Source organism: Novosphingobium clariflavum (assembly GCF_026420865.1).
In the GTDB taxonomy this organism is placed as follows: domain Bacteria; phylum Pseudomonadota; class Alphaproteobacteria; order Sphingomonadales; family Sphingomonadaceae; genus Novosphingobium; species Novosphingobium clariflavum.
This window is the reverse complement of sequence record NZ_JAPCWC010000001.1, coordinates 485,420-505,011: the sequence shown is the minus strand read 5'-3', so window position 1 is coordinate 505,011 and position 19,592 is coordinate 485,420. Positions and strand designations below refer to the sequence as shown.

At 66.2% G+C, this 19,592-nt stretch carries 14 protein-coding genes and 1 pseudogene; 7 read left to right on the top strand and 8 right to left on the bottom strand.

Features of this window, described 5'->3' with window-relative positions; translation table 11 throughout:
• The first annotated feature begins 129 nt into the window (after positions 1-129).
• The 4 genes and pseudogenes from OKA11_RS02020 to OKA11_RS02005 all read left to right on the top strand — a co-directional run.
• Positions 130-981: a PAS domain-containing protein gene (locus OKA11_RS02020; protein ID WP_267218559.1), complete on the top strand. Its 852-nt coding sequence runs from the start codon at positions 130-132 to the stop codon at positions 979-981.
• Complete coding sequence (locus OKA11_RS02015; RefSeq protein ID WP_267218558.1) at positions 924-1,553, top strand: sensor histidine kinase; 630 nt, start codon at positions 924-926, stop codon at positions 1,551-1,553. Before OKA11_RS02020 ends, OKA11_RS02015 begins: the two co-directional genes overlap by 58 nt.
• A 223-nt stretch (positions 1,554-1,776) precedes the next feature.
• Positions 1,777-2,142 (top strand): hypothetical protein, encoded by a 366-nt coding sequence (locus tag OKA11_RS02010; protein WP_267218557.1) that lies wholly within the window; start codon positions 1,777-1,779, stop codon positions 2,140-2,142.
• 312 nt (positions 2,143-2,454) lie between these two features.
• Positions 2,455-3,741 (top strand): annotated as a pseudogene (locus tag OKA11_RS02005) (MFS transporter); the annotation flags it as partial.
• Between the two features lie 59 nt (positions 3,742-3,800).
• Here the strand turns inward: OKA11_RS02005 and OKA11_RS02000 are convergent.
• From OKA11_RS02000 to OKA11_RS01990, 3 genes are read right to left on the bottom strand one after another with little or no spacing between them, the layout of a single operon-like run.
• Positions 3,801-4,793, bottom strand: a complete 993-nt coding sequence (locus tag OKA11_RS02000) for a phospholipase C/P1 nuclease family protein (RefSeq protein ID WP_267218556.1) — start codon at positions 4,791-4,793, stop codon at positions 3,801-3,803.
• Between the two features lie 26 nt (positions 4,794-4,819).
• Positions 4,820-5,983 carry a YdcF family protein gene (locus tag OKA11_RS01995; RefSeq protein WP_267218555.1) on the bottom strand — a complete coding sequence of 388 codons (1,164 nt, stop codon included), beginning with the start codon at positions 5,981-5,983 and terminating at the stop codon, positions 4,820-4,822.
• 13 nt (positions 5,984-5,996) lie between these two features.
• On the bottom strand, positions 5,997-8,474 hold the full coding sequence (locus OKA11_RS01990; protein WP_267218554.1) for a TonB-dependent receptor: 2,478 nt from the start codon (positions 8,472-8,474) through the stop codon (positions 5,997-5,999).
• Positions 8,475-8,595: 121 nt separating this feature from the next.
• Here OKA11_RS01990 and OKA11_RS01985 point away from each other — a divergent pair, with 121 nt between their 5' ends.
• The 3 genes from OKA11_RS01985 (at position 8,596) to OKA11_RS01975 (ending at position 13,990) form a co-directional block, all read left to right on the top strand.
• The gene (locus OKA11_RS01985) at positions 8,596-9,708 is read left to right on the top strand and encodes an ROK family transcriptional regulator (protein ID WP_267218553.1); all 1,113 of its coding nucleotides are present in this window, start codon (positions 8,596-8,598) and stop codon (positions 9,706-9,708) included.
• 327 nt (positions 9,709-10,035) lie between these two features.
• Positions 10,036-13,104, top strand: coding sequence for a TonB-dependent receptor (locus OKA11_RS01980; protein WP_267218552.1), 3,069 nt, complete (start codon positions 10,036-10,038; stop codon positions 13,102-13,104).
• Between the two features lie 265 nt (positions 13,105-13,369).
• Positions 13,370-13,990: a copper resistance protein B gene (locus OKA11_RS01975; RefSeq protein ID WP_267218551.1), complete on the top strand. Its 621-nt coding sequence runs from the start codon at positions 13,370-13,372 to the stop codon at positions 13,988-13,990.
• Positions 13,991-14,123: 133 nt separating this feature from the next.
• On the opposite strand, the gene OKA11_RS01970 is transcribed toward OKA11_RS01975, so the two are convergent.
• From OKA11_RS01970 to OKA11_RS01950, 5 genes are all read right to left on the bottom strand, one after another.
• Complete coding sequence (locus OKA11_RS01970) at positions 14,124-14,612, bottom strand: Lrp/AsnC family transcriptional regulator (protein WP_207080363.1); 489 nt, start codon at positions 14,610-14,612, stop codon at positions 14,124-14,126.
• 26 nt (positions 14,613-14,638) lie between these two features.
• Positions 14,639-16,054: an aminotransferase class III-fold pyridoxal phosphate-dependent enzyme gene (locus tag OKA11_RS01965; protein ID WP_267218549.1), complete on the bottom strand. Its 1,416-nt coding sequence runs from the start codon at positions 16,052-16,054 to the stop codon at positions 14,639-14,641.
• 111 nt (positions 16,055-16,165) lie between these two features.
• The gene (locus OKA11_RS01960) at positions 16,166-17,239 is read right to left on the bottom strand and encodes a tartrate dehydrogenase (protein WP_267218548.1); all 1,074 of its coding nucleotides are present in this window, start codon (positions 17,237-17,239) and stop codon (positions 16,166-16,168) included.
• Between the two features lie 33 nt (positions 17,240-17,272).
• The gene (locus tag OKA11_RS01955; RefSeq protein WP_288805422.1) at positions 17,273-18,739 is read right to left on the bottom strand and encodes an NAD-dependent succinate-semialdehyde dehydrogenase; all 1,467 of its coding nucleotides are present in this window, start codon (positions 18,737-18,739) and stop codon (positions 17,273-17,275) included.
• On the bottom strand, positions 18,739-19,590 hold the full coding sequence (locus OKA11_RS01950) for a GNAT family N-acetyltransferase (RefSeq protein ID WP_267218547.1): 852 nt from the start codon (positions 19,588-19,590) through the stop codon (positions 18,739-18,741). Before OKA11_RS01950 ends, OKA11_RS01955 begins: the two co-directional genes overlap by 1 nt.
• Positions 19,591-19,592 lie beyond the last annotated feature (2 nt).

Below are 19,592 nucleotides of genomic sequence, written 5' to 3'. Positions count from 1 at the left end.
GAATCTGGAGAGCCCGATCTGATTCAATCAGATCGGAAAACGCTCAAGGGGAGCGGCTGCGTGTCTTTGCCCGTGAAAGAAACCGGGCCTCCGGCTTGAACTTAATGCGTTTGGCGGAATTATAGCTTCATGAATTTCGAGACGCTCCTGTCCGGTTCACCGAATCCCTACATCGTGGTGGACCGCGATCTGACGATCGCCTGGATGAACGATGCCTACTTGCGCGCGACGATGCGGGAGCGGACCGATCTGGTCGGCCGCTATCTGTTCGACGCCTTCCCGAGCGAGGAATCCTCCGACAGCTACAAGTTGCTGCGCTCGTCGCTGGACCGGGTGCTGACAACCGGCAACCTCGATGAAATTGCCCATATCCGCTACGACATCGCGCGGCCGGACGGCGTGATGGAACCGCGCTACTGGAGCGCCACGCATACCCCGCAGCTCGGCAGCGACGGCGAGGTGAAATTCATCCTCCAGCACACCGTCGACGTGACCGAACTGCATGGCCTGCGCAAGCTGCGTGACGAGGCCGGTCTGGTCGGCCGCGCCAAGGCGGTGCAGGCGAGGTACTTCGATCTTGCCCGCGAGGCGGAGTGGCTCAAGGAAGTCTTCGACCAGGCGCCCGGTTTCATTGCCATCCTCGACGGGCGGGACCATCGTTTCATCGTCGCGAACCAGGCCTTTCGCGAAATGTTCGGCATCGCCATCCGGTCGGCCACCGATTGTCGGAGGTCCTGCCCGCTGACGCGGCGATGCCGTTCGCGGGGCAGATCGACGACGTCCTGCGCACCCGGCTTCCCTACATCGGCGAGAACATTCCCTTCGATCTTCACGTCGATCCGCACGCCGCGGACGCGCAGCGCCGCGTGGACGTCATCTGTCAGCCCATTCTGGCCCCAGACGGCACGTCGTCGGGCGTCTTCGTGCAGGGGCATGACGTTTCCCTGCAGGCAAGGGCGCGCGAACGTCAGCGGGAACTGATCGAAGAGCTGAACCACCGGGTCAAGAACAACCTGGCCGTGATCCAGGGCATTGCCCGGCAGACATTCCGGTCGCTGCCGGGGGCCGACAAGGCGAGCGCGGCCTTTGTCGGGCGCTTGCACGCAATGGCGGCCGCGCACGAAATCCTCGCGAGCCAGGACTGGGAGCCGGTGGCGCTGGGGCAACTGGCGGTGAAGGTCATCGGCCGCTCTTCGGCGCGAGACGAGATTTCCCGCATCACGCTTGACGGGCCGGATGTCTTCATTCCCGCCCAGATGACCGGCTCGCTGGCCCTGATCCTCAACGAACTGGCGACCAATGCCGTGCTTCACGGTGCCCTCGGCCGCGAGGGGCGGGTGGCGCTGACATGGTCGTCGGACAGTGCAGGCGGCGCGTCGAGGCTGCTGTTCGAATGGGTGGAGACCGGTTGCCGCCATGCCGCCACGCCCGTGGGCCCCGCCGGCGTCGGTACGATGCTGCTGCGCAACCTCCTGCCGTCCGGCGCCGAACCGCCGGAACTCGAGTTTCGCGCCGACGGGTTCCGCTACCGTGCGGCGTTCCTGATCGGCTAGGAAGCAGTCTGGGAATTTGTCCACGCCGCCTAGGCCGTAAACTCATAAACGGCACCATCGAGGCGTCCAAATGGCGAACAACGCGGGCCGAAGCGGCTGCCGGTCGGGCGGGAACTTTTTGCCTTCTCGCGCACTTGGCTCACGCACTTGGCGTGGTGGACATCGTGTAATGCGCATCTGTCCATGCCGCGTGATATTCTGCCAGTTTCCCAGGGACGCTTTCATGCGAGGTTTGGTTTCAAGGACGGTCATTCCGGGCGAAGTCGTAGCGCCGGGTGAGCATGTCCTGCCGATTTCGATCCATTCGCTGTCCTTGCAGGAATGCCGGATCGGCAAGGCGGATCTGCCGGAGGGCGAACTCACGATCTGGATCGGCGCGATCGGTCCAATCCGCGGCGCGCGCCAGACCGGCGAGGATCGCCTGGTGTTCGAGCGTCCGCTGGCCCCGGCGATCGTTGCGCATTACGCGGGAACCTTGCCGGACCTGCCTGCGGTGGATGTGCCGCCATCGCTTGCCGACGCGGGAATCGAAACCTCGGGCGGGATGCGTGAAGGAGGACGAGGCACCCACGCCCTCCAGGCCGCCTGACAGTTTCAGCGACAATTCCGGCTACAATTCCCGGGCAAAGTGCCGATCGCCATTACCATAGCGGCAGGCCGGATCGAACCCCTCCGCGTCCCCAAGCTCGGCGAAATGCAGGCGCTGCCGGATGCGGACACGGCCCAGGATGCCGCCCCTTCTGCAAGCGGTGAGATCCGCGCGGCCACGACGTCCGAAAACCGTCACGAACCGCCGCTAGTGGTTCAGTTCTGACATTTGCTACCCTATCGGAATGGGCGCGCTCGAATGTCGGAATCACTCTACTAGGCCCATCCGAACTTTCTGGCGGTGCGATCTTCCATGTCCATGACCGGGCCGGGCCCGAACCTCCTGATCCGAGAGGCGAAGCTGTTCGCCTATTCGTCGGGCAATTTCGGCAAGGCGCTGGTCTTTGCCGGGGTGGACATGACGATCCTGTTCCTGATGACCGATCTGCTGGGCCTCGGCGCCATGGCCGCAGGGTCGCTGATGCTGGTGGCGCTGGCCGGGGACCTCGTCTTCGATGTCATTGCCGCCGCGCTGGTGATCCGGTTGCGCCGAAGGGGGCGCGGCTATCGCTGGCTGGTGGCGGCAGGGTCGGTGCCCTGCGGCATGGCCTTTGCGCTGCTTTACGCGATGCCCGCCTATGGCCTGCGCGAGGGATGGCTGCTGGCGCTGGCGATGCTGGTCTTTCGCGGGGCCTATGCAGTGATCGACGTGCCGCACAATGCGCTGATGGCGCAGATTACCGGCGACAGCCGTGCGCGGGGCCGCGTTTCCGGCTATCGGCTGCTGTTCAGCACCGCGAGTTCGCTCTGCGTTGCGCTCGTGCTCACCCCGCTGGTCCAGCATGCCGCCCGCAGCGAGGATTTCGCGGCCCTGGCACTGTCCGGTCTTGCGGCGGGCCTGCTCTTTGTCCTGACCATGGTCCTGTGCGTGCAGACCTGCGGCGGCGAAACCGGCCAAGGCCCGCCTGCCGACGCCGCGGCACGGGACGGCATCGGCGTGCCGCTGCGCGATCCTCTGGTCATCGGCATGGGCCTGCTGGCCATCGCGACCGGCTTTGCCATGCCCACGTTCGGACGGATGGTGCTTTATATCGGCACGTACGTGGTCAAGCGGCCGGACATGGTGACAACGCTTATGCTGGCGATGACCGGCGGGCAGTTCGCGGGCGCTCTGTTCTGGACCGCGCTGACGGCGCGGCTGGACAAGGCACGGGTGCTGGCGCTGGGGCACGGTGTCAGCGCCGCCGGTTTCGCGGTCTTCGCGCTCTGCCTTGGCCTTCCGATCGCCTTGCCGGCCTGCGCGGTGCTGATCGGTTTCGGGCTTGCATCCGTCTTCATGCTGCCCTGGGGTTTGCTGGCCAATGCGGTGGACTTTGTGGCGCTGCGCCATGGGCGGCGGCTGGAAACCGGTCTCTTCGCCTTCTACCTGGTGGCGGTGAAGGCCAGCGGCGCTGCGGCGACGGCGCTGATCGGGTGGCTATTGGGATGGCTGGGCTACGTGCCCGGCGCCGAACAGGGGCCGGTAGTGGAAGCGGGGATGGTGGGGCTCGGCCTTGGCCTGCCGCTGGCCGGCGCGCTCGCCGCGATCGTGCTGTTGCGGCGTTTCGATCTTGGCCATGCGCGGCACGCCAGGGTGCGCGCCGCGCTCGACCGGCTCGCTCAATCGGGCGCCGAGCCGGTTTCCGGGTTGAACCGGGGATTGGCGAAATCGATGGGGGAGGGCTCGACCTTCGCCGGCGGAGAGGCGCTCTCCGCCCAGGCGCGGCACAGCATGTCGCGCAGCATCGTCGCGCCTGCCGCCGTGCGTTCGTAGACCATCTCGCGCACGTCCCTGTCGGCGAAATTGGCAAAGCCGTCGCGTTTTTCCAGCGCGAAGACCGCGCCCACCTTGTCGCCCGATGTGTCGAGATAGGCGAGCACGGCGTCGAACATGTCGCCCGAGGTCCGGCCCGGCTTGCCGATGCGCGGGGCGATGTCGGCTACCGTCAGCTTCATGCCGTCCACGAAGCGGCTTTCGAAGCGGCCATGGACGCTGCGGTCGGTGGTGTAGCCGTGCGGATTGGGGCCGCGCCAGCCATCGCTGCTGACCGAATCGTGCATCGGATTGGCCCCGTCGCCGATGTAGTGACCCAGCCGGATGACATCGAAGGCGCAGTTCTGCTCGGCCACCGCCGCGTCCGCGTCCGCGCCTGCGAGGTTTGCCGCCCGCACGCGGCGCATGCACACGACGATGCGGTCGTAGGCCTCGATCGCGGCATAGGGCAGGGTGCCGGTCCAGCGCACATTGGTACGCGCCGCGGTTTCGGGGTCGCTGTCCTTGATCTTCTCGTACTGCTTGTAGAGCGCGATGACGAATTCGTAGCGTGAGCGGGGAATGGGCCTCAGGAAGGCGAACTGCTCGCGGAACCAGCCGTGGTTGGGATCTTCCTCGATCTTCGAGAAGTTCTCCGCATCGCCGCGCCAGCTGTCGGGCAGCAGCGAGGATGCGCCGATATAGTCCTCGTACTTGCGCAGGAACACCGGGCCGTCATCGGGAATGGCCTCGATCGCGGCGCGGTCGATGACGGTATGGGCGGTGCCGCCCCAGGCCAGTGCGGCCTTGGGGCAAAGGGTCAGCGCGGCGAGGGCGGCGGCAAGCAGGATGGGGCGCATGGCGGGGCTCCGGTTCGGGGGCAGGTTCAGGGATCCAGCGGATCGCGGGGGTCGACGCGAAGCGAGAGGGCCGAGGGGCGGAACTCCAGTTCGGTAGGCGAGACGCGCGGACCGATCGCGCCGGGCTGGTAGCCCAGTTCGCGGTTGTTGCGCTTCACGAAGTCGGGGCTTTCGATCATCGCGCTCTGGTCCGGGTTGCACAGGATCAGCGTGGCCTTGTCCAGCGGCGCGCCCAGGGCCACCAGCAGCCGCGCGGCGTTGCGCAGATTGGTGGTGGTGTGCCGCGCGTGCGGTTCGATGACCAGGGTCTCTGCGGGCACGCCGTAGCGTTCGATGAGCGCGCGGCGCATCTCCTCGGCCTCGGCGAAGGGGGTGGCGCGCGGATGGGCATGGCCGCCGGTGAGGATGAGGAACGGCGCATCGCCTGCCGCATAGCGCTGGGCGGCAAGGCGCAGGTGGTACTTGCTGTAGGGGCTGAGCGGCATGCCCTCCACTTCCGGGCCGACCCCGGTGACAACAAGCGCGCTGTAGCGGTAGCGCGACCAGTCCATGCCCCGCGCGCGCCGGAAGGCAGGCGCGTTGAGCCCGCCCGACAGCGGCACGTCGCCGATCGCATCGCGGCGATCGGCGGCATCGAGCAGCGCCAGCGCGAAGTCGAGGCTGGGATCGAGCGCCTGCACCGAGTTCGCGCGCGGCGTCTGCGCGAGCCATGCCGCCGCCTGCAGCCGCGCGCGCGCCTCCTGCGGGTCGATCGTGCCGGCGCCGTCGATGCCGGGATAGGCCGGAACCTGCCCCACCCCATACGTGCGCACGATCGTGTTGATGCCCGCGATCTCGCGCCCGGCCTGTGCGGCCGGGCCGTCATCCATGCCCTTGCCGGGAACGGCGGCGGCGAGGATGCCGGCCTCGCCGTCGCTCCAGATCATCGCCTGGGCAAGGCAGCCGAGGTCGGCTGCGCAGGCCGCGCGCCGGTCCGACCGGGCGCGCAGCATGGCGGCTACCTCGGGGCGATCCCGCAGCGCCCGCAGCGCCGCAGGATCATGGCCCAGCGCATCGAGCGCGGGAAACAGCCGCTGAGACAGGCTCTCCGCCACCGTGTCCCTGACGGCCTGCGCCTGCGCGCAGACCGTCAGGAGCGAGAGAGCCGCCGCAGCGGCGAGGGCCGCCCTGCGCGCCGGGCCGTTACGCATCCGCTCTCCTCCCTTACCAGGACTTGCCGACGACGAGGCGGAAGTTGCGGCCGAAGATCGGGCGGCCGTAGATCGCCTCGGCGCTGCCCTGGCCGGCCAGCGAGTCGGTACGGGTATTGCCTTCGGTCAGGCCGTGCGCGTTGAACAGGTTGTCGCCCACGACCTGCAGCTGCCAGGTCCCGTGCTTGAGCGTCACGCCCGCCCCCACGGTGCCGTAGGCGGGCAGCGCGGTGTTGTTGTAGAGGTCGACGAAGCGCTTGCCCATGTAGGTGTAGCGCCCGTAGACCGACACGTCGGTGTCGCCGGTGGTGAAGTCGAAGCTCGGGCGGATGTTGCCGTAGATCTTCGGCTGGCGGACGATCTGGTTGCCCTCGGCCTGCTCCGGATCGGCGCCGGTGCTGCTCTCGAAGTTCTTGTACTTGGGATCGCTGACCGTCAGCGCCCCGTTGAGGGTGAACCACGGGGTCACGCTCCAGGCACCGTCGAACTCGATGCCCTTGACCTGCGCCTCACCGATGAAGGGCACGTTGACGTCGTTGCGGCCGGTGGTCGGGTCATAGGCCAGGAACGAGGCGTTGAGCGGATCGAAGTTGGTGTAGAAGCCGGTCACGTAGAGGTACGAGCGGCCCATCGAGAGCTTCAGCCCGGCTTCGAACTGGTCGGCGACGGTGGTGATGATCGTCGGGTTGATGCTCATCACGGTCTGGACGTTGGGCGGCGTCTCGAGATGCGAGGCGCGGCCGTAGACGCCGATGTGGCGCGAGAAGTCGTAGTTGGCGCCGACCGTCCAGTTGGTGACGCTGGGCTTGAGCTTCTGGTTGAGGATCACGCCGGTGAAGGCGCGCGTGCTGTCGTCGGCAAGCGTCGTGCCGTCGCCCAGGTTCGCCGCCTCGGTCAGCGCGGCCCAGCCCTTGTAGCTGTAGCGCTCGTGGCGGATGCCGCCGTCGATGCGCAGGCCGGGCACGATCTCCCAGGTGTCGTTGGCGTAGAGCGCGAACATCTTGGCGTCGGAATCGCCCTGGTTGAGCGTCGCCGCATAGTTGAGCACGCCGTTGTCGGTGACGCGGCCGATCTCGGTACCGGCTGCGTTGTAGGCGACGAGGTCGAGCGTGCGCGGCTTGCCGGCGACCTCGATCAGGTAGTTCTGGTAAAGCGTGCGGCTGCTCTCGCCATAGAGGCTGCCATAGAGGCCCAGCTTGATGTCGTGCGTGCCAAGGCCGGTGTCGAACTTCCTGGCGACCGAGAGGTTGGCCTGTCCCGAGTAGAACTTCGAGTGGATGTCGCGGTACTGGCCCTGCATGACGAGGCCCGAGGCGGCATAGGGATCGTAGACGGTGTTGGTGCCGGCCAGCGTGTAGCCGAAGTGGTCGACCGCGCCGAAGGCCGCCGTCGCGCGGGCGAGGTAGCCGGCGGCAAAGGCCTTGCCATCGGCCGGGTTGGTGGTCGAGTAGAACGCGGTGAAGTCGTTGCGGCCTTGCGTGTAGCCCGCAGCGGCGGTGACCAGCCAGCCGTCGAAGTCGCCTTCGTAGTGCGCGCCGAAGTTCACCATCTGCATGTGGCGGCCGTCCGAGAGGTCGGAATTGCGGCTCTGCACGATGCCATTGCCGTCACGGTACTTGAGATTGACGTTGCGCAGCGACGGCGAGTTCATCGTGCCGTCGAAGTAGTCGATGTAGCGGTCCAGCGAGGCGCCGGTGAGCGGATTGTTGGTCGGGATCGGCAGGTAGAACACATTGTGATCGTTGACGTAATTGAGGTTCAGCTTGATGAAGCCGTTCTGCGTCACGTGCTTGATGTTGGCGCGGATCTGGCCGCCCTTGTCGTTCGGGAAGCCGTTGTCGCGATAGCCGTCGTGGTAGCGCATGAAGCCGCCGACCGCGTAGTAGGTGTCCTTGGCCAGTTTGCCCGCCTGGTAGGCGTCGAGCCGGTAGAGACCGGTATCGCCGAGCGTGACCTGCACCTTGCCGCGCGGGGTCTCGTCGCCGGTCACGGTGATCGCGTTGATGATCGCGCCCGAGTAGCTCGCATAGACCGGGGCAGGGCCGCCGCGCACGACTTCGACGTGGTCGGTCATCAGATCCTGCTTGAGGATCGCGTCGCCGCGGAAGAACACGCCGTCGTTCTCGTGGAACAGCGGCAGGCCGTCCTGCTGGAAGCTCACGAAGCCGCCGTCGTTGGGCAGCCCGCGGATGCGGTAGATGTTCTGCACTTCACCGCCGGTGATCTCGGTCTGGAAGCCGGGAAGCTGGCCGATCAGGTCCGCGAAGTTGACCGGCGCGATCTTCTCGACGTCTTCCTGGGAGATCGTGTTGACCGCGTAGGACACGTCGAAGCGGCGTTCCGCACGGGTCGACCCGGTGACGATGATGTCATCGCCGGAAGCCTCGCCCGCGGCAGGAGGTGCGGCGGGTGCTTCTTCGGCGACAGCCGGCGTAATGGCGGCGGCAAGCGCGGCTAAGGCCGCGCCGGTGGCGAGAACAGACTTGAGCATGATGGCCCCTCATGAATTTCGGTGCCGCCGGGAGAGTGGGCGACGCGGGGCCAGTGCACGCCGTCTGTTACGTTTTTAATTATTGTTGTGAAAATAAATAAATGATCGTAGCGCAAGGGCCATGGCCATTCCCGCGCTCGACAAGGACCAGCGCCGCATCATCCACGAACTGCGCAAGGCGGGCGCGCTGTCGCGTTCGGGGCTGGCGGAGCGGCTGGAGATCAGCAACACCGCGCTGACCCGCATCTCGCGCGATCTGCTGACGCTGGGTGTGATCGAGGAAGTGACCGATGGTAGCGCCCAGGGCCGCGGTCGTCCGGCGATCCCGCTGCGGCTTGCCTCCGCGGGCGGCTATGCGGTGGGCGCCACGGCGCACAAGGGACTGCTCGACATCGTGCTGGTCGACTTTGCGGGCAACACCATCGCTGCCCACCGCGAAGACAGCGCCGCCATCGATCCCCGGCAGTTCGCACGGCGCGTCCGGCGGCTGACGCACGACCTTGTCGACGGGCACGGCCTGCTCGGGCAGCGCATGCTGGGCATCGGCGTGGCGGTGCCCGGTCCCGCGCTGTCGACCGAAGGCGAGCGGTGGAGCGTGGTGGAGGACATGCCCGGCTGGCGCGGTGCGCGCCTGCGCGAAATCCTGAGCGCCGAACTCGGCTGGCCGCTCTGGCTGGAAAACGACGCCAACGTCGCCGCCATCGCCGAGTTCTACATGGGCGGCTTGCTGCGCGAGTATGCGACCGTGGTCGTGCTGCTGCTCGGCTACGGGATCGGCGCGGGCGTCGTCGCGGACGGAAGGCTGGTGCGCGGCCAGTTCGGGGTTGCCGGGGAAATCGGCTGCCTGTTCCCGGGCGACCGGCCCCGGCCGAGCCCGCTCGACTTGCTTTCCGCGCTGCGCACCGCCGGGTGTGCGATTACCTCGGTCAGCGAGATCGACGTGGCGTCGGATGCCCAGCGCCCGGTGATCGAGGCCTGGATGGACCGCGCCGCCCACCAGTTGGAGATCGTGGTCAATACTGCCTTTGCCTGGCTCGATCCCGGCGCGATCGTGCTCGCCGGTGCGGTGCCGCCGGACGTGCTGGCCGGGCTGGCGACGCGTCTGCGCGGCGCATCGCTGGTGACGACCGTGGACGGACGCGAACCGCCGGTACGTGTCTCGAGCCTGCGCGGTTCTCCGGTCACCTTGGGGGCGGCGCTGCTGCCGATCCACGCCATCTCGGCACTGCGCTAGGCCGTAAACTCATAAACGGCACCCTCGAGGGTTGAGGCAAATCCGCGGCCTTTTGGGCGCCATGTGGAACATGCTCCCGAATTTTAACAGCTTTGGTCCAAATAATAGCATTGCATCCCACATATCGGTTTAATAAGTCTCCGTGTAGAAACTGATTCGGTCAGTCACCGGAAAACCGGACAAACCAGGATCGTCAGGGGAAAGAGGGGAAAGGTGATGCTTTCGCATAGCACTGAAATTGCGCCTGATTTTCAAGTAAAGCGGTTATCGTCGCATGTCCGGCGCAGTGCCTCGGGCCTGGCACTTGCCGCTGCGATGATCGTCTCGATGCCCGCCATTGCTCAGACTAATGAGGCAGATCCGGCCGCCGGAAGCCAGGCTGCGGACGACACCGCCGGTGCGCCCGACCGCAGGACCGTCGAACGCGCCATCACCACGGCCAACGACATCGTCGTGGTCGGTACCCGCGCCTCGTTGCAATCGGCGATCAACCGCAAGAAGGACGCCTCGACGATCGTCGACTCCATCGTCGCCGACGACATCGCCAGCTTCCCCGACAAGAACATCGGCGATTCACTGGCACGCATCACCGGCGTACAGCTCAGCCGCGACTTCGGTGAAGGCGTCAAGGTCTCCATCCGCGGCGTCGAACCCGACCTCAATCGCGTGGAAATCAACGGCGTCAGCCAGGTCAGCGCGCTGGGCGAGCGTGCCGGCGACTTCCGCGAACTGGCGAGCGAACTGGTCAAGTCCATCGACGTCTACAAGGGCTATGCGGTCGATCTGACCGAGGGCGGCATCGGCGGCACCGTGCGAGTCCAGACCCGCAAGCCGCTGGACCTGATGAAGCCGCTGCTGTCGGCGACCCTGTCCGGCCAGCATCTCGACACCACCGAGACCTGGCGCCCGCGCGTCTCGTTCTTTGCGGGCACGCCGAAGTTCCTGATCGACGGCCTCGGCGTCATGTTCACCGGCACTTACAGCGACGTGAACACCCGTCAGGACTACATCAGCAATACCAACTGGGCGCGCCTGGCCGATTTCGACCATTCGACCGAAAAGACCGTCGCCGACCCGCTCTATGCGAACTACAACACGTACGAAAGCTGTGCGGGCGTCAGCGGGGCGAGCGTGGCGAAGGCCACCGCCAATCGCCTGGCCTGCGAGACCCAGTTCTTCGACTGGGCGCCGCGCGTGCCGCGCTATCGCAGCCTCGTGCGCGACGACAAGCGTTTCTCGGGCGATCTCACCTTGCAATACCAGGTGGCGCCGAACTTGCGCGCTTATGCCAGCGCGCAGGTGAACAAGCGCAACCAGCGGCTTCAGGACGTCAACTATTCGGTCGATCTCACCGCGATCCAGCGCTTCAACCTCGATCCGGCGCTGGCGGCCGGAGCGGGCGGCGGCACCTCGCGTCCGCGCGTCACGCTGGGCACGTCGACGGTCAACGAGAACCATGTCGTCACCAGCCTGACCACGGCGCTCAACGCCGTCAACATCGGTTCGGCCACCACGCCCAACTGGAACGGCGCCGCCAACATCGTCGGCGTGCAGCGGCGCGACTTCAGCTACGATCAGGAATCCAAGTACTTCTCCGGCGGATTACGCTGGGAGCTGGACCGCCTGCAGATCGACTTCATGGGATCGCATGCCAAGGCGCATACGGATTCGCAGACCAACCTGATCTCGCTGGGCACCAGCGTCTCGGGTATCGTGATCGACCGCAACAATTCGCAGGGCATCCCGGTCTTCCAGTTCCCGTCGAACTTCGATCCGGCCGATCCCAACGTCTATGCCGATGCCACCCGCACCGGTGCGAATGGCCAGGTCCTGCCGATCTATGGTCCGACCGTGCAATACCGTCCTGCCGAGTATAACAATACCGAAGATCAGTTGAAGTTCGACGCGGACTGGGAAATCGACCACCCGATCGTCAGCAAGATCGAGTTCGGTGCCCAGGCGCGCCGTCAGAAGTTCCTGAACTACGCGGGCGGCGGTTCGATCCTGCTCGATCCCACGACGATGAAGTACCAGTCCAGCGCGAACGTCTCCTACACGACGCAGATCCAGGCCAATCCCACCGTTCCGCGCAATGGCAACACTTATTACATCACGCCCGCGCAGTATGCCTCGCTGATCTCGTCGCTGGGCGGGGTTACCGGCGGCGCGCCGCTTTACACCGGGCTCAAGGGGGCGCCTTCGGGCATTCCGAGCCGTCTGGCCTACCCCAACTTCGATTCCGAAGTTCTCTCGCAGATCTATGACCTGTCCGGCTTCGATCACGATCTGGTGCGTTTTGCCGACGGCTATCCGCAGGTCCCCAGCGCCAAGATCAACGAGACGGTGCTGGCGGGCTACGCGATGCTCGACATCGACACCGAGTTCCTGGGCATGCACCTGACCGGCAACGGCGGCATCCGCTGGACCCATACCAAGGATACCGGGGTCGGCACCAACGTCAGCCGCGTCACCCGCACGACCGCCACCGGCGGCACCGAAACCGTGGTGCTTGCCGCGCAGGTGGCGCAGCTTTCGAACAGCTACACCGACATCCTTCCCGCGTTCAACGCCAACCTCGAACTCCAGCGCAACCTGTTCCTGCGCGCCAACTATGCGAAGAATCTCGCGCGGCCGCTGCCGGTCGATCTGGTTCCCAACATCAACTGCCTCGATGACCAGACCATCGCCACTGCCGACGACACCTGCACCGCAGGCAACCCCGATCTCAAGCCCTACCGTGCCGACCAGTGGGAAGTGAATCTGGCCTGGTATCCCAACCCGGATACGATGCTGAGCCTGGGCTACTACAAGAAGTACGAATCGAGCTACGTCATCCGCAACGTGACGCGCAGCGGCGTGGACCTTTTCCACGACGGCATCACCTATACCGTCCGTCAGCCGGTCAACGGTTACGGTGCACTGCTGGACGGTATCGAGGGGAGCGCGCAGACGGTCTTCACCTTCCTTCCCAAGCCGTTCGACGGTTTTGGTGCAAGCGGCAACTTCACCTATGCCCGCGCCATCCGCACCAACCTGACCAACGCCGCGACCGGTGCGGAACTGAAGCAGTATCCCGGCCTTTCGAAGTACACCTACAACGCCAGCTTCTTCTACGACAAGGACTGGCTGAACTTCCGCCTCAGCTACAACTACCGCTCGAAGTGGCTGGATAACGCATCGGATTCCAACAACGGCAACAACCCGATCTATCGCAAGGGCGAAGGTTACCTCGACGGCAAGATTACCCTACGCTTCCCGAAGTACCACTTCGACGTGTTCTTCGAGATGCAGAACATCACCAAGGAATATTCGAAGACCTTCATCAACAAGGACATGCCGGTGGAGCTGTACTACCCCGGCCAGCGCATGTTCGTGGGTGTTCAGGCCAAGCTCTGATCTTCCTACGTCCGGCATAGGCCCGCCTCCAAGCAGGAGGCGGGCCTATGTCGTTCTCGGCAGGCGCTCTGCCGTGCGCGGCGCCGGTTCGCGACGGCCTGCCGGATGAGGGCCGTCCTTCGGCATCGACAGGGGGCGAAGGCGGCCAAAAGCGCAGCATTTCCCGCGCCGCCGCCGCTAGCGTGCGGGCATGCGCAATGCCTGCCTTCCTGCCCTTTTGCCGCTGCTGCTCGGGTGGCCTGCACCGGCGCAGGCGCAAAGTCAGGTGACCGGACAAGTCGATCTGTTCGAGGCCCGGGTCGGGCGAGGCGATGACGAGATCGTCTTCGACACCACCACCAATTTCGGCGATGCCAGGCAGCGCGCGGTGTTCAAGCTGGAAGGCGGTGCGGTGGCCGACGTCGATCTCGACGAAGTGGGCGGACAACTGCTCTATTCGAACAGCGTGACCTCGGCGACGAACCTGCTGGTCGGCGTGCGGCATGAATTTCGCGCCGGCAGCGATCTCAGCCATATGAGCTTCGGGGTCGAGCATACGTTCGCAAGCTGGCTGAGCGCGGAACACTATGCCTGGGTCTCGCAGCGCGGCGACGTCACCGGCGCGGCGCAAGTGGTTGCCACGGCGAACCTCTCGTCCCGCCTCTATCTCGAGCCGCGGGCGGCGCTGGCGTGGTCGGCGCAGGACATCGCCCGGGAGGATACCGCGGCAGGCGTCACCCAGATCGAGGTGGCAGCGCGCCTGAGAAGGCAGTTGGGCCGGGCAGCGACGCTCTATCTCGGCGCGATCCACCAGCGCCTGGTCGGCGGCACGCGCCGGATTGCGCGGGCGGGCGGCGATTCCGGCCGGCAGACGCGGCTGGTCTTCGGGTTCGGTTTCAACTTCTGATACCAACCTGCGTTGAGCTTGACTCATCGCAGGCTCGTCAAGCCCGCGCGGCACCGACGCAAGTGCCGGTTCGGGGATCTTTCAACCCGTCTCCGAACGCGGCGGGCGCTTCGGCAGCGCCCGCCGCGCAGGATCATTCCCCGAACAGGTTCTGGATCGGGAAGTGGTGCTTGATGAAGGGGGACTTGATGACGATGTAGCTGAAGTACTTCTCGATCCCGTAGTCGTTTTCGAGCATTTCCTCGATCAGCGACTGGTAATGGGTCACGCCGCGGGCGACGAACTTCAGCAGATAATCGTAGCCGCCGCTGACGAGGTGGCATTCGACGATCTCGTCGATCTTGGCGATGCGCGTCTCGAAGCGGGAGAAGTCTCCCCGGCGGTGCTCGCCAAGGGTCACTTCGGTGAACACCGTCAGGAATTCGCCCAGCTTGTTGAGATTGATGTGGGCGCCGTAGCCGGTGATGTAGCCCGCCGTCTCCAGCCGCTTGACCCGGGTGAGGCAAGGGCTGGGGGACAGGCCGACCGCGTCCGACAGCTCGACGTTGGTGATGCGCCCCGCTTCCTGCAGTTTGGCTAGGATCTTGAGGTCGATCCGGTCAAGTTTGGGGCCTATCGCCATGTGTTTTTCCTTATCGCAACCCGGTCTCAGCTTCTCAGCGCGCTGCGGATGTCCGGCATCTCTAGCAGCGCGTCCAGAGCACCTTCCACGCGTTCGAAGATCATGTCCATCTCGCTGTCGTTGCAGCACAGGGCCGGCGCGAAACCTATCACCGCATTTCCGAAGCAGCGCACGATCACGCCCTTCTCCCAGGTGAGCGCGGAAAGCCGGCCGCCCACGTCGAGGTCGGCCGAAAAGCCCGCTTTCGTGCCCTTGTTGCTGACCAGTTCGATCGCGCCGAGCAGGCCGCGCCCGCGCGTGTCTCCAACCAAGGGATGAGCCCGCAGCCGTTCGAGGTGCTGCGCGAAACGAATGCCCACCCGCTCGCCGTTCGAGAGCAGGCCGCCTTCCTGATAGAGCCTGAGCACTTCCAGGGCGATGGCGGCGCTGACCGGGTGGCCGGAGTAGGTGAAACCGTGCCCGATCGGCAGCGCCTCGGGGGCGGCATCGGCAATCGCGTCGTAGACGTGGTTCGCCATCATCACCGCGCCCATCGGCGCGTAGCCGGAGGTGAGGCCCTTGGCGAGCGTCATGAAATCGGGGGTCACGCCTTCGGCCTCGCAGGCGAACATCGGCCCGGTGCGGCCGAAGCCGGTGATGACCTCGTCCACCAGCATCAGGATGCCGAGTTCGTCGCAGGCCGTGCGCAGCGCCTTCAGCCAGCCCTTGGGCGGCACGATCACGCCGCCGGAACCCTGGATCGGTTCGCAGCAGAAGGCGGCGACCTTGTCGGCGCCGATCTCTTCCACCTTGGCTTTCAGCGCCGCGACGCTGGAGGCGATCACGGCGGCATCGTCATGGCCTTCGGGGTGGCGGTAGGGATAGGGCGAGGCGATGTGGTGCTGCCAGGGGCGCGGCAGGTCGAAGCCGCGATGGAAGTTGGCGAGCGCGGTCAGGCCCGCGCCGGTCGAGCTGGAGCCGTGATAGCCCCAGTCGAGCGCGATGAACTGCTTCTTTTCCGGTTTGCCGATGGCGTTGAAGTAATGGACGATATAGCGGACCGCGCTGTCGACGGCGTCCGATCCGCCCAGCGTGAAGAAGACATGGCCAAGGCCCTCGGGGGCAAGCTGGGTCAGTTCGTGCGCCAGGCGGATCGCCGGCTCGCTTCCGAAGTGGAAGTAGCCGGTGGCATAGGGCAGGCGGCGCATCTGCTCGGCGGCGACTTCGACGATGCTTTCCTGCCCGTAGCCGACGTTCACGCACCACAGCCCCGCGAAGGCATCGATCACGCGGCGGCCGTCGATGTCGGTGAGCCACATGCCCTCGCCGGATTCGAGGATGCGGGCGCCGTGGCGCTCGTGCCCTCGGAATGAGGTGACCGGGTGGATCAGGTGCCGGCGGTCTAGCTCCAGCAGGGCCTGGTTGTGGGATCGGGCGAACCGGGGATCGTGCGCTTCAGTCATGGGCACAGATTATGCCGCAGGATCGGTCTGTTGCGCTGAAACCGGGGTCTTGCGGCGTTCTGCGCACCATTTGGAGGGGGCAGTGCGGCATTTAATGCCGCACTGCAAAAGTCAGATGGATTCGGCGATTGCCTTGCCGCAATCGCGCGTATTGGCGCTGCCGCCGAGGTCTCCCGTGCGGCCTGCCGGGGTGGACAGCACGGCCTCGATGGCGGCCATGATCGCGGCGGCAGCTTCTGCTTCGCCAAGGTGCTCCAGCATCATCGCCGCCGACCAGATCTGGCCGACCGGATTGGCGATGCCCTTGCCCGCGATGTCGGGCGCGGAGCCGTGGACCGGCTCGAACAGCGAGGGGTGGGTGCCATCGGGATTTATGTTGCCCGACGGGGCGACGCCGATGGTGCCGGTGCAGGCCGGGCCAAGGTCGCTGAGAATGTCGCCGAAGAGGTTGGAGGCGACCACCACGTCGAAACGCTGCGGGTTCAGCACGAACTGCGCGGTCAGGATGTCGATATGGTACTTGTCGTGGGTGACGCCGGGAAATTCGGCGGCGATGGCTTCCACGCGCTGGTCCCAGAACGGCATGGTGATGGCGATGCCGTTGGACTTGGTGGCGCTGGTCAGGTGGCCGCGTTCGCGCTTGCTGGCAAGATCGAAGGCATAGCGCAGCACGCGGTCGACGCCGAAGCGGGTCATGACCGTCTCCTGCATCACGATCTCGCGCTCGGTGCCGGGGAACATGTGGCCGCCGACCGCGCTGTATTCGCCCTCGGTGTTCTCGCGCACGACCCAGAAGTCGATGTCACCGGGCTTGCGGCCCGCCAGCGGGCAGGGCACGCCGGGCATCAGGCGCACCGGGCGCAAGTTGACGTACTGGTCGTACTCGCGGCGGAATTGCAGCAGCGATCCCCAGAGCGAGACATGGTCCGGCACCGTATCGGGCCAGCCCACCGCGCCGAAGAACAGCGCATCGACCTTGCCGATCCGCGCCTTCCAGTCCTGCGGCATCATCTCGCCGTGCTTGAGGTAATAGTCGCAGGAGGCAAAGTCGTGCCACTGCAGGTCGAGCGCAAAGCCGAAACGGCGCGCGGCCGCTTCCAGCACGCGCACGCCTTCGGGCATGACTTCCTTGCCGATGCCGTCTCCGGGGATGACGGCAATCGAATAGCGGCGGCTGGCGTTCACGGGAGAACCTTTCGTATCAGGAATTGCTTTCGGTCAGCCTTCGAGGCCGCCGATGTGGAAGGCCTTGGTCTCGAGATATTCCTCGATGCCCACCTGACCGCCTTCGCGGCCGAGGCCCGACTGCTTGATGCCGCCGAACGGGGCCATTTCCATGGCGATCGAGCCGGTGTTGAGCGCGATCATCCCCGCCTCCAGCCCCTCGGCCACGCGGAAGGCACGGGCGAGGTCGCGGGTGAAGAAGTAGCTGGCAAGGCCGTAGGGCGTGTCGTTGGCCATGCGCAGCGCCTCGTCCTCGGCGGCGAAGCGGAACAGCGGGGCGATCGGCCCGAAGGTTTCCTCGGTGGCGAGCGCCATGCCGGTCTCGGCCTCGGTCAAGACCACCGGGCGCACGAAATTGCCGTCCTCGCGGCCCGAACCCCGCGCGATCACCTTGCCGCCGCGCGACAGGGCATCGTCGAGATGGCGCTCGACCTTGGTCACGGCAGCGGCGTTGATCAGCGGGCCGACGGTCGATGCGGGGTCGAAGCCGGGTGCGACATGGAGTGCGGAGACCGCCTCGCTCAGTCTCCGGGCGAATTCGTCATAGACGGCGTCGTGGACCAGCACGCGGTTGGCGCAGACGCAGGTCTGCCCGGCATTGCGGAACTTGCTGGCCATCGTCGCCCGCACGGCAAGGTCGAGATCGGCGTCCTCGAACACGATCAGCGGCGCGTTGCCGCCCAGTTCGAAGCTGAGGCGCTTCACCGTGCCCGCGCACTGGCTCATCAGCAGCGAGCCCACGCGGGTGGAGCCGGTGAAGGAGAGCTTGCGCACCGCGGGGCTGGCGCAGATGGCCTTGCCGATCGCCTCGGGGCGGCCGGTGACGACATTGACGACGCCCGCGGGAATGCCTGCGCGCAGGGCGAGGTCCGCCAGCGCCAGTGCGGTGAAGGGGGTGAGGTCGGACGGCTTGATGACCACCGGGCAGCCCGCCGCAAGGGCCGGCGCGCACTTGCGGGTGATCATCGCGGCGGGGAAGTTCCACGGCGTGATCGCGGCGCTGACGCCGACGGGTTCCACGAAGACCAGCACGCGGCGGCTGGTTTCCGGGCTGGCGACATTGCGTGCGCCGACGCGGCGGCCTTCCTCGGCGAACCACTTGATGAAGCTGGCGGCATAGGCAATCTCGCCGCGCGCTTCGGCCAGCGGCTTGCCCTGTTCGGCGGTCATGATCCGCGCCAGATCCTCGGCATGGGCAAGGACCAGGGCGTGCCAGGCTTCGAGCAGCTTCGCGCGGTCATGCGCGGTGCGGGCGCGCCAGGCGGGCCATGCGGCCTCGGCGGCGGCGATGGCGGCCTGGGTCTCGGCGGCCGTGCAATCGGGCACGGCGCCGATGGTCTCGCCGCTGGCGGGATCGATCACGGCCATCGCATCACCGGCGAGCCATTCGCCGCCGACGAGGGCGGCTTCGCGCAGCAGCGAGGGATCATCGAGGCGGAGCAGGGGAGTGAGCGTCGCCATCAGCCGAGCGCCTGTGAGACGAGGCCGAACAGGCGGCAATGATCGTCCACCACCGGGGCGGTGCCGCGCACCATCGTGTGGACCTCGCCGACCTTGGGCAGTCCCAGTTCGGTCAGCCATTCGGAGAACCCGCCCAGGGCGGGTACGTCGAGGCGGCAGAACGAGCCTGCGTAAGCGCCGATCCAGTGGCTGGCGAGCGCCTTGGCGCCGATCAGGTCGGGGGCGACAACCGGGCCGACCGACCAGCCGCGTCCGAAGCGGCGCATGTTGGCAAAGCCCACGGGTACATGGTCCTGCGCCAGCACCACGGCGCTGCCGGTGCGGCCAAGGCTTTCGAACAGCTTGCCCCGGCCCATGCCGCAGGCGCGGTCGTAAAGGTCGGCGAGTTCGCTGTCCGCACTGCCGAGCGGGCGAACACGCTCGCCGGGGCGAAGCTGGGCCAGCGGCACCATCGGCGCGGTGCCCTGATGCTGGTGGATCGTGCCGATCTTCTCGAAGCCGAGCTTGGCATAGAGCGGCATGCCCGCTTCGGTGGCGTTGAGCAGGACCGAGCAGCCTTCGAGCCGTCCCAGCATGGCCTCCATCAGCTGGCGGCCAAGCCCCTTGCCCTGAAAGGCGTTGGCGACGATCACCATGCCCAGCGTCGCGTAAGTCGGCGCATAGCGCCAGGCCATCGTCGTGCCGACGATGCGGCCCTCGCATTCGGCCACCACGCCTTCGCCGAGCGAAAGGTAGGCTTCCCAGTCCTCCTGCCGGTGCGGCCATTCCTGCTCATAGGAAAGTTCGACGGCCCCGTTGATGTCGTCAGGGGTCATTTCACGGATCAGAATCGTATCTTGCACAGTCGCCATTG